The sequence below is a fragment of the Plantibacter sp. M259 genome, assembly GCF_006065115.1.
In the GTDB taxonomy this organism is placed as follows: Bacteria; Actinomycetota; Actinomycetes; order Actinomycetales; family Microbacteriaceae; genus Plantibacter; species Plantibacter auratus.
The window spans coordinates 2,778,512-2,792,511 of record NZ_CP040750.1 but is presented as its reverse complement, the minus strand read 5'-3'; the positions used below and the strand labels follow the sequence as shown (position 1 = coordinate 2,792,511).

The window sequence follows — 14,000 nt, the reverse complement described above, 5'->3', positions numbered from 1 at the left end:
TCCCCCGGTCGGTCGTTCAGTCGAGACCGAGGAGCGCGGGCAACTCGGCGATGCTCGTGATGATTTCGTCGGCGCCCGCCGCGAGCAGCGTCTCCTCGTCGTGCGCCCCGGTGAGCACCCCGACGACGAGCCCCGCGCCGGCGTTCACCCCGGACAGCATGTCGCTGGCCGTGTCGCCGACGACGACCATGGTGTCGACGGCGCTCGCACCGAACCGGAGGAGGGCGGTCAGCGGCAGGTCCGGTGCTGGACGCCCTCGGCCGGCGTCGGCGGGCGACAGGGCGTCCTCGGCGAGCTCCGACCACCCGAGGCTCGCGAGGAGTGCGTCGCGCGTGGCCGGGGCGAACCCGGTGGTGAACACGACGCCCACGCCGAGCTCGCGGAGCCGTCGCACCGTGTCCTCGGCTCCGGGGATCGCATCGACGCGCCCCTCGCCGACGAGGCGCTCGTAGGCCTCTTCGAAGGCGGCGTTGCCGGAAGCGGCTCGAGCCTCGTCGCCGTCGGTCAGCATGAGGAACACGTCGAGCTTCGACTGGCCCATCGTGTCGCGGACGAGTTCGATGGCCGCGTCGAGTGCGTCCTCGGTGTCGATGCCGATCGTCTCGGCGGCGACGCGGAAGGCGTCCTCGACGACGCCGTCGTCCGAGACCGTCGTCCCGGCGAGGTCGAGGACGACGAGTTCGAGGAGGAGGTCGTCCTCGTGCGCGTCGTCGAAGCCGTCCTCGAGCTCGTCGAGGTCGGCGAGGTCGGTCTCCACGTCGTCGTCGAGGTCGGGAGCCGCGGTGCTGTCCTGCTGGGGTCGATCGATGCTGGTCACGAGAGGCCTTTCTGAAGGTGGGCTGATGCGGCACGGATGCTGGGCGGCTGCGCCGGCGAGAAGGTCGGACCGAGGTGCTCGGCGACGGCCAGCTCGCCGAGTGCGGGTCCGGTCGTCATCCCGATGCCCGTCGTCGCGGCGACCACGCGGACGCCCGGGGTCGGTTCGTCGATGAGCAACTCCTCCGGGGCGGTGGCGTAGACGCCCTGCCAGCGTTCGAGGACGTCGAGCCTGGTCCCGAACAGCGTGCTTCCGGCCCGAAGGAGTTCGTCGAAGGCGTGCTCGGACTGGAACGGGGAGACCGCCTCGCCGCGGCTGTGGGTGTCGCCGAGGATGATCGAGCCGTCCGGCAATTGGGTCGCCATGAGGTTGACGTCGAGCGAGGCGAGCCCGGGGTGGTCCTGCTGCAGTCGCTCCCGGAGGGCCGGGATGGCGGGCGAGTCGGCGAATCCCCCGTAGCGCAGGAGCGACCACCCGGTCAGGAGCGGCGCCGGCATCGGCATCGGCAGCTCGCCGCGCACCCGGACCATGTCGAGCGCGCATCGACGGACAGCTGCCCGTTCGGCCAGCTCGGGGAGGAGGGTGTCGATGTCGTGGTTCACGGCGACCACGGTGAGGCCTGCGGCGATGACGCCGCGGCTGGTGTCGACGAAGCCGGAGCGCAGTCCGGTCACGGTCGTCCGGCGTCGGAACTCGACACCGCGGCGTTCCAGGTACGCCGTGACGGCGCCCAGCGCCTGACGCGGGTTCACCTGGAGGTCGCGCGGCAGCCAGGCACCGCCCACCACGTCGTCGGCGCTGACCGGCACCTGCTGCAGGAACTCGGCCGCGTCGTACAGACGGATGTCGGCCGCGGCACCCGCCTGGGCACGGGACGCCGCGAAGTCCTCGAGGACTCGCAGCTCGTCGAGGTGCCGGGCGACCACGTGCGTGCCCGAGCGCCGGACCCACAGCCCCGCGTCCTGCTCGAGTCGCTGCCAGATCTCGGCCGAGCGCGCGGCGAGGCGCGAGGCGAGCCCGGCCTGCGGCGTCGCTGCCAGGTGACCGAAGTTCCGGACCGACGCGCCCTGGGCTTCGGCCGAGCGTTCGACGACCACGACCTCCGCACCGGCGTCCACGGCGGCGAGCGCCGCCGACAGTCCGACGATGCCGGCTCCGACGATCACGACGTCGGCGCGGTCGGCCGAGGCTCCGAGCGACCCGACACCGAGGCCGACCCGCGGCGCAGACACCCCGCCGCTCATCCGTCGTCCGTTCACGAGAACACCCTCCGCATCCACATGGCGATGCCCTCGACGACGAGGACGACCGCGAGGATCATCAGCACGATGGCCGTGACCTGGTCGTAGTTCCCGCCCTGGTCCGCCTGGATCAGGTAGTAGCCGATGCCACCTCCGCCGACGATGCCGAGCATGGTCGCGGCACGGATGTTCGTGTCGAGCGTGTAGAAGGTGTGCCCGACCAGTGCGCGAGCACCCTGCGGGAGCGTCGCGGCGGCGTAGACCTGCGGTCGCGTCGCACCGACGGCGGTCAGCGCGCGTTCCGGTCCGGGCGCGACCTCCTCGAAGGAGTCGGCGATGAGCTTGCCGAGGAGGCCGATCCCGCAGATGCCGAGCGCGAGCGTCCCCGCCTGGGCACCGAGCCCGGTGACGACGATGAGGAGGATCGCGAGGATGAGCTCCGGGATGCCGCGGATGCCGACGAGCGCGAACCGGGCGCCGGTGCGGACACCGCGGTTCGGTGCGACGTTCCGTGCGGCGAGGGACCCGATGACGATCGAGCAGACGAGGGCGATGAGGGTCGCTGCGAAGGCGATCGCGACGGTTTCGAACATCGCCTCGACCATCTGCTCCGTCGTGCGCATGCCGAACGACGGTGGCCAGAGACGGACGAGGACGTCGGGGGCCTTGGCCCAGAACGTCACGAGGTCCCCCACTGGATGTCGGACACGACGACGCCCCAGACCACGACCGCCACGGCGAGCCAGGCACCGACGGTGTCGCGGACGCGGGCCGGCGTCCACGGGCGCTTCGCTGCAGCGGCGATCCGGGACTCGGCGCTCGGCGTGGCGGTCGTCCGGCTGCTCCCACTCGCCGCGCGACGTGCCTCCCGGCCCGCGGCCACCCGACGCACGACGCGGTCACCGAGTCCGCGTCCGGTCGGCTGCACCCCGAGCATCACGGTCCGCACGGTGCTCGACACGATCTCCATGACGACGCACAGCGCGAAGATGACGATCGCGAGTCCGATGCCGAGCGAGTAGTCGAGTGACTTGAACGCGAGCGACAGTTCACGGCCGAGGCCGAGGACGCCGACGTAGCCGAGGAGGACCGAACCGCGCAGGTTGATGTCGCCGCGGTGGAGGACCGTGGCCACCCAGGACGGGAGGACCTGCGGCAGGACGCCCGAGGTGAACTCCTGCAGCTTCGAGCCGCCGGCCGCGCGGATCGCGAGTCGTGGCCCTTCGTCGACCTGCTCGATCGCGTCCGCGAAGAGCTTCGAGATCATGCCGACGGAGTGCAGCCCGATCGCGATGATGCCGGGCAGCGAGCCGAGCGAGAACATGAGGACGAGGATCATCGCGATGACGACATCGGGCACGGCACGGCTGAGCACGCCGACGAACCGACCGACCGCGCGCCAGGCCGGTCCCGGGGTCGTGTTGGCGGCTGCGAGGTACGCGACCGGGATCGAGAGCACCGCAGCGAGGACGGTGCCGGAGATCACGATCCCCAGGGTCAGGGCGGTGAGCGACAGCAGTTCCCCGGGCGGCGGGAACGTGATCGTGCCCACCCGGTTGAAGAAGTTGACCGCGTTGCCCCAGCTCGCCACCATGTTCGGGATCGAGATCCCGACCTCGAGGAGCGAGTAGACCGAGAACGCGAGCAGCGCGACGAGCGTGAGCACGGCGGCGATCGTCTGCGGGCGGAGCCGACCGACCGGAACGGGTCCGGAGAGTCCTGGCGGGCGGCCGGCGGGCGGTGCCGTCTTCGCGGGCGCGGTGACGACCATCAGCGGGTCCTGCCAGGTCGACGGAGCTCGTCGGGCTCGCGGCCGTCGACGTCGGCGTCGAACTCCCACTCCGGGTCGTCGGGCAGTTCGTCCTCGCCCACGCGCTCCTCGACACCGAGCAGACCGCGGAGGTCGTCGTCGGGGTCGCCGAGCAGCTCGTCGCTCTCCAGCTCCACGGCGATCGCCTGCAGCTCACGGGTACTCGTCGCGACCCGGCCGTAGATCTCCATCACCTCGGTCTTCGACAGGCCGTCGGTCGTGGTGTCGAGGACCACCTCGCCGTGGCGGAGACCGACGATGCGGTCGCCCCAGGAGAGCGCGAGGTCCACCTGGTGCAGGCTGCACACGACGGTGAGTCCGCGGTCGATCGCGATCTCGCGGATGAGGGCCATCACCTGCTCACTTGACTCCGGGTCGAGGGAGGCGACGGGCTCGTCGGCGAGGAGGATCTCGGGGTCCTGCATGAGCGCTCTGGCGATGGCGACGCGCTGCTGCTGTCCGCCGGAGAGGGTGTCGGCGCGCTGGTAGGCGCGCTCGAGGAGTCCGACGCGGTCGAGGTGGCCGAGGGCCCTGAGTTTCAGGGTGCGGCCGTAGCCGAATATGCCGAGACGCGGTCCGCGGACGCCCGCCAGCGAACCGGTGAGGACGTTCTCGAGGACGGTGAGCGACGGGACCAGCTCGAACTGCTGGAAGACGAACCCGACGCGGGCGCGGAGCCGGCGCAGGGCGCGCTGCCCGAGGGACGGCACCTCGTCGCCGAGGACCGAGACGGACCCGGCGGTGGGCCGCTCGAGGCCGTCCAGGTGACGGAGGAGCGTCGACTTGCCGGAGCCCGACAGACCGAGCAGGACGACGATCTCGCCGCGACGGATGTCGAGGTCGACGCGCTGCAGGGCGACCGTCCGGTCGAAGCGCTTCGTGACCCCGCGGAGACGCACGAGCGGTTCCGCTCCGTCGGGTGCGGTGCGACGCGCCTGCTGCTCGGTGACGCTCATGGCTGTTGCCTCTCGTGGATTGCGGATCATCGACGGTCGTTCCCGCCCTTCGACAAGCTCAGGAACCGCTTGTCGAAGGGCGGGACCGGTGCTCAGATCAGGCCTGGCACTGCTTGGCGTTGGTCTTCTTGCAGATGTCGCGGATGGTGTCGTAGTACGCGTCGTCGACCGGCGAGGTGCCGTAGAAGGTCGCGCGGAAGGCGTCGCTGTCGGCGCTCTTCACACCGGAGTCGATGATCTGGTCGATCGTGACCTCGGACAGGGCCTTCTCGAGCTTCTCCTTCACGTCGGCGGGCAGCGAGTCGGACTCGACGATCGGTGCACCGGGGACCATGGTGCGGTCGATGACCTTCACGCCGTCGTTCTTCTCGACCTCGGAGTCCTCGGCGAAGCCCGCCTCGCACTCGACGCCCTCGGCGGTCTTCGTCACCGAGACGTCGTGCTTGCCTGCGAAGACCGGGGTGATGTCCTTCTCGGGGTCGATGCCGGCCTCGAGCAGGTTGTAGCTCGGGAAGAGGTACCCGGAGGTCGAGGACGGGTCGACGAAGCAGACCTTCTTGCCCTTGAACTCCTCGATCTTCGTGATCGACGAGTCCTTCGGGACGATCGCCTCGGAGTAGTAGCCCGGCTCCTGCCCCTTGTCGGTGATGATCGACGAGATCGGCGTGATCTTGGCCCCGTTGTTGAGCGCGGTCACGTAGGTGAACCCGGAGAAGGAGGCGACGTCGATCTTGCCGGCCACGGCCGCCTCGATGAGGGCCGCGTAGTCGGTCGACTCGTGGTACTCGACCTTCTTGCCGGTCTCCTTGGCGATGTAGTCCATGAGCGGCTGGTAGTTGGTCTGGGTGTCGACCGAGTCGGGGACGACGCCGAAGACCAGGGTCTGGTCGTCGACCGCGAAGGTCCCGGCTGCGGCGGAACCGGTGTCGCTGGCGGTGGCGCTCGAGCAGGCGGCCAGGCCGATCGAGAGGAGGACGGCGGCGCCGAGCGCAGCGACGCGGGTGAGGGAGAGCTTCATGTGCTGGGACGTACCTTTCAGAAGGACCGATGCACCCGCCCGCTCCGCGCGTGGCTCCGGTGGAGCGGAACCGCGAGTGACCGACGCGGGCACTGCTGTGTGCCGTACGTGTGATCACGCTACGAGCGGCACCCGAACAGGGCCGGGCCTCCCGGTGAACAGGAGGTGAAGCCCCGCGGAAGGATGGATCAGGCAGGCCACGGTCGTCGTCCACCGAGCCGCCTAGACTGCTGGAATCCGCCCATCCGAGCAGCAGAGCAGGTGAGTCGTTTGCCCCTCGACCCGATCTTCGTCGAACGAGCGCGGACGCACCGCGCCTACCTCATCTCGACCGCACTCGAACAGGCGAAGGCCTTCTTCCTGCGGCCGAAGACGACCACCGTCGCGCGCCCGAAGCCCGCTCCCGCAGCGGACCCGACGGCGACCCCCTCGAACGCCACCGGGCCGAAGGCGAAGCCCTCCAGTGCGACGGCGAAGGCCACCACCGCCACGCCACGCCGGAAGAAGACGCGCGCGCAGCACCGCAAGGCCGCGCGGAACTGGGACAAGAAGGAGCTCGCGACCGTCGGCGTCCCGGGCCCGGAGCTGCGCATCGAGGAGCACACGATCCCGGTCGCCGGCTTCCCCGACGTCAGGATCCGGCTCTACCACCCGCCCACGGCCGACGGAGACCAGGCGGTGCCCGCGGTCCTGTCCTTCTTCGGTGGGGCGTTCCGCATCGGCGGGATCGACTACCCGACGACCGACGCGGGGTTCCGTCGTCGGTCGGCCGACGCCGGCGTGGTCATCGCCGCCGTCGACTACGCGCTCGCTCCCGAGCACCGGTACCCGACGCAGCTGGAGCAGGCCCACGCGGCGCTCGAGTGGCTGTTCGCCGAGGCCGCGACGCTCGGGGTCGACGCGGGGCGGGTCGCCGTCGCCGGGGTGTCCGCCGGCGGCAGCATCGCCGCGGCGCTCACGCTCGTGAACCGCGAACGCGGTCGGCTGCCCATCCGGCTCCAGCTGCTCGAGGTGCCGGTCACGGACCTGACCGGCGGCCACATCGACCTCCGTCCCGTGCGGGAGATGGGCATCCCGAGGATCTTCGCGATCAAGGAGCTCCGCTCCGTCGCGAAGACCTACCTCCTGGATCGACGTCAGGCGAAGGAGCCGCACGCCTCGCCCCTCCTCGCCCGGTCGCACGCCGACCTCCCCCGCGCCGTGATCCTCACGGCGGAGTACGACCCGCTCCGCGGCGACGGGGCGGCCTACCTCGCCGCGCTCCGGGCCGACGGCGTCGATGCGAGCGGGACGATGTACCTGGGCGCGACGCACGACACCCCCATCTTCGGTGGCGTGCTCCCCGCGGCCCGCCGCTGGCACGAGGACGTCGTGACCGCCCTGCGATCACTCCACGACGCGGACTGAGCCGGTCGCCGCGCCCACCGGCTTCCCCTCGGGCTCGAAAACTGGAATCGTGTCGGCATGGACGCCCACGAGATCCGCAACGCCTACCTCGACTTCCTCGAACGGAACGGCCACGCGCTGATCAAGCGGGCACCGCTCGTCCCGCGTGGCGACACGAGCACCCTGTTCAACGGCAGCGGGATGCAGGCACTCCTGCCGTACCTCCTCGGGCAGGATCACCCCGACGGACGGCGGCTGACCGACAGCCAGCCGTGCGTCCGGGCCCAGGACATCGAGGACGTCGGCGACAACCGGCACACCACCTTCTTCGAGATGCTCGGCAACTGGTCGCTCGGCGACTACTTCAAGGAGACGCAGATCCGGCAGTTCTTCGCCTTCCTGGTCGACATCGTCGGGCTGGATCCGGAGCGTATCTCCGTCACCTGCTTCATCGGCGATCCCGCGAACGGCATCCCACGCGACGACGAAGCCGCGTCGATCTGGGCGTCCGTGTTCGCCGAGCGCGGGGTCTCCAGCGGGATCGCGGAGATCGGCTCCCAGGCCGACGGCGACGCCCGCGGGGTGCGGCCCGGTGAGCGGATCTTCTTCTACGACGGCGGCGAGAACTGGTGGTCCCGCGGCGGGTCGCTCGAGGGCACACCCATCGGCGACCCGTGCGGCCCCGACAGCGAGGTGTTCTACGACTTCGGCCCCGAGTTCCAGGATCCGTCCTACGGCCTCGCGCATCCCGCGAGCGACGGCGGACGGTTCATGGAGATCGGCAACCAGGTGTTCATGCAGTACCGCCGACGCGAGGACGGCTCGTTCGAGGAACTCGCTCGGCGCAACGTGGACTTCGGCGGCGGCCTCGAACGCATCGCCGCCGCGTCGATCGACTCCGACGACGTCTTCCGCATCTCGCTCCTGTGGCCCATCGTCGAGCGACTCCAGGAGCTCACCGGGAAACGCTACGAGGATGAGACCGCCGCCATGCGCATCATCGCCGACCACCTGCGGGGTGCGACCTTCCTGGCGGTGGACGGCGTGCGTCCGTCGAACAAGGAGCAGGGCTACGTCATGCGGCGGCTGCTCCGACGGGCGATCCGGCTCGCGCTCTCGCTCGACCTCCACGAGAACTTCTTCGGCGAGATCGTGCCCGTCATCGCCGGCTTGTACGCCGACGACTACCCGGAGGTGGCCGCCGCCCGCGACGAGGTCGTCGCCGTCCTCGTCAAGGAGGAGCAGTCGTTCCGACGCACGCTGGGCGCAGGGCTCCAGATGGTCCAGGGGTACGCCGGGCGGGTCATGACGGGACACGACGTGTTCCGGCTGTCGGACACGAACGGCTTCCCGAAGGAGCTGACCATCGAGGAGGCCGGGCGCCTCGGCATCGAGGTCGTTTCCGACTGGGAGACGGAGTTCGCCGCCGCCCTCGCCGAGCAGCGTGCGCGGTCCCGCGGGGCGACGCACCTCGGCGCCGCGGGACTCCCGGGCGGCGAGACCGCCTGAGGGTCGGCCTCCGCTCAGTCGCGCTTGAGCATGTCGATGCCGGCACCGGCGAACTGTCGGAGGGTCGCGTCCGGCAGGAACGCGCGGGTGAGCGCCGCGGCGATGCGCGTGAGGTCGCCCTCGTCGCGGTACAGGAGGTAGATCGGCTCCGATCGCGGGTTGAACTTCTGCTTGAACCGGTGGAGGGACGAGAAGCCGTAGACGGGCTCCAGGATGCCGCTGAGCTGACCGAGCAGGTGCGCGATGCGGCCCTCGTCGTCCTCCACCCGGTGCGCGAGCGGCGCACCCGAGAGCGAGAGGATCTGCGCACCTTCCTCGGCGAAGACTTTGGCCGAGGAGGCGATGAGGAACTCCATGACCGAGCCGAAGCCCTCCTCGCGTCGCCGCATGAGGTCGAGCGTCCACCCGCGGTGCTCACCGTCGGGGCCGAAGACCGGGAGCCAGCTGAGGAATCCGTCGACGTCGCCGTCCGGTGAGATCGCGAGTGCCAGACGGACCTCCTGGTCGTCGGCCTCTTGCAGGGTCCCGAGGGTGAACCGCATCTCCGGCAGACCCTTGTCGCCGACCCAGCCCTCGGAGATGGCGCGGATCTGCTGTCGGACGCCCCAGGTCTCGGCGGCGTAGGTGCTCATGCGGAAGACCATGCCCTCGCGCTCCGCCTTGTTGAGCGCCGTGCGGATGTTCGACCAGGCCTTGCCGGTGAACGCGAGACCGGGGAGGTCGACGATCGTGTCGTCGGCGATGATGAGGTCGCGCCATCCGTCGGGCATCGCGTCCTTGGTCGGCTTGCTGGAACTGAAGAAGCACGGGATGAGCGAGTCACGCTCGGCCGCCTGGACGAACTCCTCGACGCTCGCCTGGAGGTGCTCCGGTGGACCGAGCGGGTCGGCGAGCACGATCGCGACGCCCGCGTGCTTCTGGTAGGGCACGAGACCCACCGAGGTGCGGAAGTACTCCATGCCGTCCCACGTGGCCATCCAGGAGAGAGAGCCGCCGCCGTCGGTCCGGATGAGCGCGCGGGCGTCGTCCGACGATGGCAGGTCCTGCTGTTGCTTCCGCCCGACGCCGAGCTGCCGGCGTCGGTGGGACGAGAATGCGCTGCGGGTCGCAAGGAGGTAGACGAGGAAGGCGAGCCAGAGCACCGACGTCGCCAGGAACACGTCGGTGTCGCCCCAGTCGATCGGGAGGTCGGCGGGATCGAGCGGCGACAGCGCCAGGTACAGGACCGCGACCAGGACGTTGAGGATCGCCCAGACGACGCTCAGCACCCATGCCCACCGGCGACCGAGTCGCAGGCCGTTGGCGACGAGGATGATCACGACCGTGTCGATCGCGACGTCGAGCCACGGGCCCTCCGCGGGAGCGGTCGGACCGAACGGGCCGTTGGTCGGCACGAGCAGGGCGACGATCTGGACGACACCGAGGGCCACGCTCGTCGTGAACGCGAGCAGTCGGCGCTCGCGGATGCTGGCCCGCTGGATGCGGAAGGAACGGTTCACCGCGAGGACGAAGAGCACCGCGAAGGCGTGCTCGAGGTCCGCGAGCGAGCCGATGAAGAGGACCCCGATCGCGGCGTAGGACGCGACGATGATCCAGCCCCGCTGCCGCCACGGAGAGGCGAAGAGCGACACACAGGCGGCGAAACAGGCCATCGTCCCGCCGGACGGACCGACGTCGAGCATCCCGGCGAGGCTCGTCGCCCAGGGCCAGGGCAGCTGACTCGCGGCCCAGAGGAACCCGGCGGTGGCGAGGACGGCGACGAGCTGACCGGCGGCGAAGGTGATGAGCGCCACCTTCGATCCCCGCCACCACTCCAGCAGGCCGACCCAGGCGAACCCGACCACCGCGAACACGTAGGCCCATGGCTCCACGACGAGGAACGTCCCGGTGACGGGAGTCCACCAGCGCCCGGCTTCGAAGGCGGGCAAGCCGTAGGCGACCGCGTCCCACCACGGTTGCGCCGTCGTCGACTCCCAGAGGCCACGCCCGACGACGCCCACGACGAGGACGATCAGCACCAGGGCGATCGTGACCGGCACCCGGGCGACCACCGTTCGGATCCTCATGCGCGCTGCCCCCTTCGTGGTTCCACGGAGCACACGCGCGCCGTGCGGTCGAGGCTACAGAACGGCCGCGCGGGACCGCAACGCGTCGCCGTCCGGCAGGCTGACCAGCGCGAGCCAGACCTCGGCCCGGGCGGCGAAGGTGTCGAGGGGTCGCCCGAGCACCTGTTCGACCCGGGTGATGCGGTTGCGGAGGGTGTGCCGGTGCACGCCGAGGCGCCGGGCGGCGGACTCCCATTGCCCGTTCGCCTCGAGCCAGCCGCGGAGGCTCGGCACGAGGTCGGAGCCCTCCTCGCGGTCGACGCGGAGCACGGGCTCGAGCAGTTCCTCGGCCACTGCGGCGGCGCGGACGGGGTCGAGCAGCCCGGCCATCCCCGCTGCGGCGAGCGCCCCGAACCGCACGACGGCCTCGCCTGCGGAGACCGCCTGCTCGTGCGCGGAGACCGCCTGGTCGATCCCCGTCGTCAGTTCAGCGAGCGCGACGGCTCGGGAGAGGCCGAGCCGCCGAGCCGGGGCCGCCGCGATCACCGCCTCGACCGCCCGATCGACGTCCGTCTCGGTGTCCCCCTCGGCCGCTGCGAGGAGGAGGACGGGCCGTCCGTCCTGTTCGGCGACGAAGAGCGAACCCGGACTGAGCGTCTCGGCTCGTTCCAGCTCGGTGAGGAGCGCCTCGCGCCCTTCGGTCGGCCCGGAGCAGACGCCGACACGAACCGCTCCGGTCGGCAACGGCGTACCGAGCTGTTCGGCGACCTCGCGCGCCGCGGTGGTCTGTCCGGCGCGGAGCAGCTGCCAGACGCCGGTGCGCAGCGAGCGCCCCGCCCGTCCGAGCGCGCCGCCCTGCTCGAGGGTGAGCCCGGCGATGGCGACGACGGAGGTCACGACGCTTTGGGCCGCGGCGTCCAGGGGCCGTCGGTCCCGGCGATGGCGAGCACACCCCGGAGGTCCCCGCGCCGGCCGAGGGTCTGCAGCGACACCGTCCGGGTGCGGCTCGCGAGCGTCGCACCCGACCGCTGTCCGCGGCTCAGGAGCATGGTGGCCTCGCCGGCCACCCGCTCCAGGAGGCGCTCGGTCTCGGGACCGGCGGTGGGCCCGTCGCCCGAGATCGCCACCGGCGTCGCATGCGCGTCGAAGAGCACGACCCAGGCACCGAGGGACCGCGCGAGTTCGGTGACGACGGCGACCGTCGCGTCGGGTCGGAGGGCGGCGAACGCGATGGCGCGCTGGGCGCCCAGGGCCCAGGCGTCCCTTGCCCGCGCCGCCTCGGTGAGGAGGTCGGCCGCGTACCGGATGACGGCGATGAACGGCGTGCGGTACGGAACCTCGATGAGCGGCATCCCGTGCGCCGCGCAAGCCTCGGCGAGTTCCGGCGGCGTCCCGGCCGTGATCACCTCGGTGCCGAACCCCAGTCCGGCGACACCAGCGTCGGCGAGCCGGGCGACGTACGCCTCGACCTGCGTGGTCGACACGGCTGTCCCGAACTGGGTGCCCGTCGTGAGCAGCACCTGGTCGGCGAGGAGAAAGGGCGTGGGGTCCGGCAGGTCCGACCCGGAGACCCAGGCGACCTGCCGGTCGAGCGCGCCCTCGGACCCGGCCACCACGAGCTTCAGGCCGAGCGCACGGTGGTCGAGGAGGTCCTGCAGCGTCGGTGCCATGGCGTGAGTCTACGCATCGATGCCGGATCGTCCAACTGATGCCAGTTGCATGGACAGACTGTCGACTGCCTCGACGCGAGCCGCTGCCTAGCCTGGGTGCACTGCTCGCGGACGACCTCGGCGCCCCCGCCGGACGCGGCAGCCGAAGGAGTACCGATGACGAGCAGCACCGCAGCCCCCGCGCCCTCCATCCTCGGCGGACCCTCGCTCCCCCAGGAACGTCGCCTCGTCACCGCCATCCCTGGACCGATCTCCGAGGAACTCATGGCCCGGAAGCACGCCGCGGTCGCGTCCGGCGTCGGCACCACGATGCCGGTGTTCGCGGCCGGCGCGGGTGGTGGCGTCCTCGTCGACGTCGACGGCAACTCCCTGATCGACCTCGGGTCCGGCATCGCCGTGACCGGCGTGGGCAACAGCAACCCGCGCGTCGTCGAGGCCGTCACCCGACAGCTCCAGGAGTTCACCCACACCTGCTTCACCATCACCCCTACGACTCCTACGTCGAGGTCGCCGAGGCGCTCAACCGCCTCACCCCCGGCGACCACGCCAAGCGGACCGCGCTGTTCAACTCAGGCGCCGAAGCGGTCGAGAACGCGGTGAAGATCGCCCGCAGCCACACGAAGAAGCAGGCGGTCGTCGCCTTCGACCACGCCTACCACGGCCGCACGAACCTGACGATGGCCCTGACCGCGAAGTCAATGCCCTACAAGAGCGGCTTCGGCCCCTTCGCCTCCGAGGTGTATCGCGCACCGCTGTCCTACCCCTTCCGCGACGGCGGACTGACCGGCCCCGAGGCGGCACAGCGCGCGATCACCCAGATCGAGAAGCAGATCGGCGCCGACAACCTCGCGGCGGTCATCATCGAACCCATCCAGGGCGAGGGCGGCTTCATCGTCCCGGCGGACGGCTTCCTGCCGGCTCTGCTCGACTGGGCCCGCGCGAACGACGTCGTCTTCATCGCCGACGAGGTGCAGACCGGCTTCGCCCGCACGGGTGCGATGTTCGCGTCCGAGCACTTCGACATCGTGCCCGACCTCATCATCACCGCCAAGGGCATCGCCGGCGGCCTGCCACTCTCCGCCGTCACCGGACGCGCGGAGATCATGGACGCCCCGCACGCCGGCGGCCTCGGCGGCACCTACGGCGGCAACCCACTCGCCTGTGTCGCCGCCCTGGCAGCGATCGAAGCGTACGAGGAGGAGGACCTCGCGGCCTCGGCCCGGTCGATCGAAACCCGTATCGTCGACCGCTTCACCGCGGCACAGGCCTCCGACCCCCGCATCGGCGACATCCGCGGGCGCGGCGCCATGATGGCGGTCGAGTTCGTCGACCCGGCCACCGGCGAGCCCGACGCCGCCCTCACAGCACGCGTCGCGAAGGCCGCCCACCAGGCCGGGGTCATCGTCCTCACCTGCGGCACCTACGGCAACGTGGTCCGCTTCCTCCCGCCGCTGACCATCCCCCTCGAGCTGCTCGACGAAGGACTCGACGTCGTCCTCGAGGCGCTCACCGCGAACTGACGCAACGCCCGCCGGTTCCGCCCTTCGA

At 71.0% G+C, this 14,000-nt stretch carries 11 protein-coding genes and 1 pseudogene; 3 read left to right on the top strand and 9 right to left on the bottom strand.

Going from position 1 to position 14,000, the window contains the following annotated elements; all coding sequences use genetic code 11:
- Positions 1–16 precede the first annotated feature (16 nt).
- The 6 genes from FGL15_RS13080 to FGL15_RS13060 form a co-directional block, all read right to left on the bottom strand.
- A complete protein-coding gene (locus FGL15_RS13080) occupies positions 17–817 on the bottom strand; it encodes an HAD family hydrolase (RefSeq protein ID WP_240773539.1) in 801 nt (266 codons plus the stop codon).
- Complete coding sequence (locus FGL15_RS13075) at positions 814–2,076, bottom strand: TIGR03364 family FAD-dependent oxidoreductase (RefSeq protein ID WP_240773538.1); 1,263 nt, start codon at positions 2,074–2,076, stop codon at positions 814–816. The genes FGL15_RS13080 and FGL15_RS13075 overlap by 4 nt, the downstream gene beginning before the upstream one ends.
- Positions 2,073–2,741: a phosphonate ABC transporter, permease protein PhnE gene (gene phnE, locus FGL15_RS20980; RefSeq protein WP_240773537.1), complete on the bottom strand. Its 669-nt coding sequence runs from the start codon at positions 2,739–2,741 to the stop codon at positions 2,073–2,075. Before phnE ends, FGL15_RS13075 begins: the two co-directional genes overlap by 4 nt.
- Positions 2,738–3,829, bottom strand: a complete 1,092-nt coding sequence (locus FGL15_RS20975; RefSeq protein WP_240773536.1) for an ABC transporter permease — start codon at positions 3,827–3,829, stop codon at positions 2,738–2,740. The genes phnE and FGL15_RS20975 overlap by 4 nt, the downstream gene beginning before the upstream one ends.
- Positions 3,829–4,824 carry a phosphonate ABC transporter ATP-binding protein gene (gene phnC / locus FGL15_RS13065; RefSeq protein ID WP_138946367.1) on the bottom strand — a complete coding sequence of 332 codons (996 nt, stop codon included), beginning with the start codon at positions 4,822–4,824 and terminating at the stop codon, positions 3,829–3,831. The genes FGL15_RS20975 and phnC overlap by 1 nt, the downstream gene beginning before the upstream one ends.
- A gap of 97 nt (positions 4,825–4,921) precedes the next feature.
- Complete coding sequence (locus tag FGL15_RS13060; RefSeq protein ID WP_138946366.1) at positions 4,922–5,842, bottom strand: phosphate/phosphite/phosphonate ABC transporter substrate-binding protein; 921 nt, start codon at positions 5,840–5,842, stop codon at positions 4,922–4,924.
- A gap of 261 nt (positions 5,843–6,103) precedes the next feature.
- On the opposite strand from FGL15_RS13060, the gene FGL15_RS13055 reads away from it, so the two are divergent.
- Together FGL15_RS13055 and FGL15_RS13050 are read left to right on the top strand one after the other, a co-directional pair.
- Positions 6,104–7,249 carry an alpha/beta hydrolase gene (locus FGL15_RS13055; RefSeq protein ID WP_240773535.1) on the top strand — a complete coding sequence of 382 codons (1,146 nt, stop codon included), beginning with the start codon at positions 6,104–6,106 and terminating at the stop codon, positions 7,247–7,249.
- A 57-nt stretch (positions 7,250–7,306) separates the two neighbouring features.
- On the top strand, positions 7,307–8,737 hold the full coding sequence (locus FGL15_RS13050; protein WP_138946365.1) for an alanine--tRNA ligase-related protein: 1,431 nt from the start codon (positions 7,307–7,309) through the stop codon (positions 8,735–8,737).
- 14 nt (positions 8,738–8,751) lie between these two features.
- On the opposite strand, the gene FGL15_RS13045 is transcribed toward FGL15_RS13050, so the two are convergent.
- The 3 genes from FGL15_RS13045 to FGL15_RS13035 are packed head-to-tail and all read right to left on the bottom strand — an operon-like array spanning position 8,752 to position 12,452.
- Positions 8,752–10,803, bottom strand: coding sequence for a bifunctional lysylphosphatidylglycerol flippase/synthetase MprF (locus FGL15_RS13045; RefSeq protein ID WP_138946364.1), 2,052 nt, complete (start codon positions 10,801–10,803; stop codon positions 8,752–8,754).
- A 54-nt stretch (positions 10,804–10,857) separates the two neighbouring features.
- Positions 10,858–11,679, bottom strand: coding sequence for a CdaR family transcriptional regulator (locus tag FGL15_RS13040; RefSeq protein WP_138946363.1), 822 nt, complete (start codon positions 11,677–11,679; stop codon positions 10,858–10,860).
- Entirely contained in the window at positions 11,676–12,452 is a 777-nt protein-coding gene (locus FGL15_RS13035) for a PucR family transcriptional regulator ligand-binding domain-containing protein (protein ID WP_138946362.1), read from the bottom strand. The genes FGL15_RS13040 and FGL15_RS13035 overlap by 4 nt, the downstream gene beginning before the upstream one ends.
- Positions 12,453–12,608: 156 nt before the next feature.
- Here FGL15_RS13035 and gabT point away from each other — a divergent pair.
- A pseudogene (gene gabT / locus FGL15_RS13030) lies at positions 12,609–13,972 on the top strand (4-aminobutyrate--2-oxoglutarate transaminase).
- The last annotated feature ends 28 nt before the right edge of the window (positions 13,973–14,000 follow it).

What these genes read in the sequence shown, in the direction of transcription:
- FGL15_RS20975 (WP_240773536.1), bottom strand. Translation starts at nt 3,829, where the DNA reads ATGGTCGTCACCGCGCCCGCGAAGACGGCACCGCCCGCCGGCCGCCCG.
- phnC (WP_138946367.1), bottom strand. Translation starts at nt 4,824, where the DNA reads ATGAGCGTCACCGAGCAGCAGGCGCGTCGCACCGCACCCGACGGAGCG.
- FGL15_RS13060 (WP_138946366.1), bottom strand. Translation starts at nt 5,842, where the DNA reads ATGAAGCTCTCCCTCACCCGCGTCGCTGCGCTCGGCGCCGCCGTCCTC.
- FGL15_RS13050 (WP_138946365.1), top strand. Translation starts at nt 7,307, where the DNA reads ATGGACGCCCACGAGATCCGCAACGCCTACCTCGACTTCCTCGAACGG.
- FGL15_RS13045 (WP_138946364.1), bottom strand. Translation starts at nt 10,803, where the DNA reads ATGAGGATCCGAACGGTGGTCGCCCGGGTGCCGGTCACGATCGCCCTG.
- FGL15_RS13035 (WP_138946362.1), bottom strand. Translation starts at nt 12,452, where the DNA reads ATGGCACCGACGCTGCAGGACCTCCTCGACCACCGTGCGCTCGGCCTG.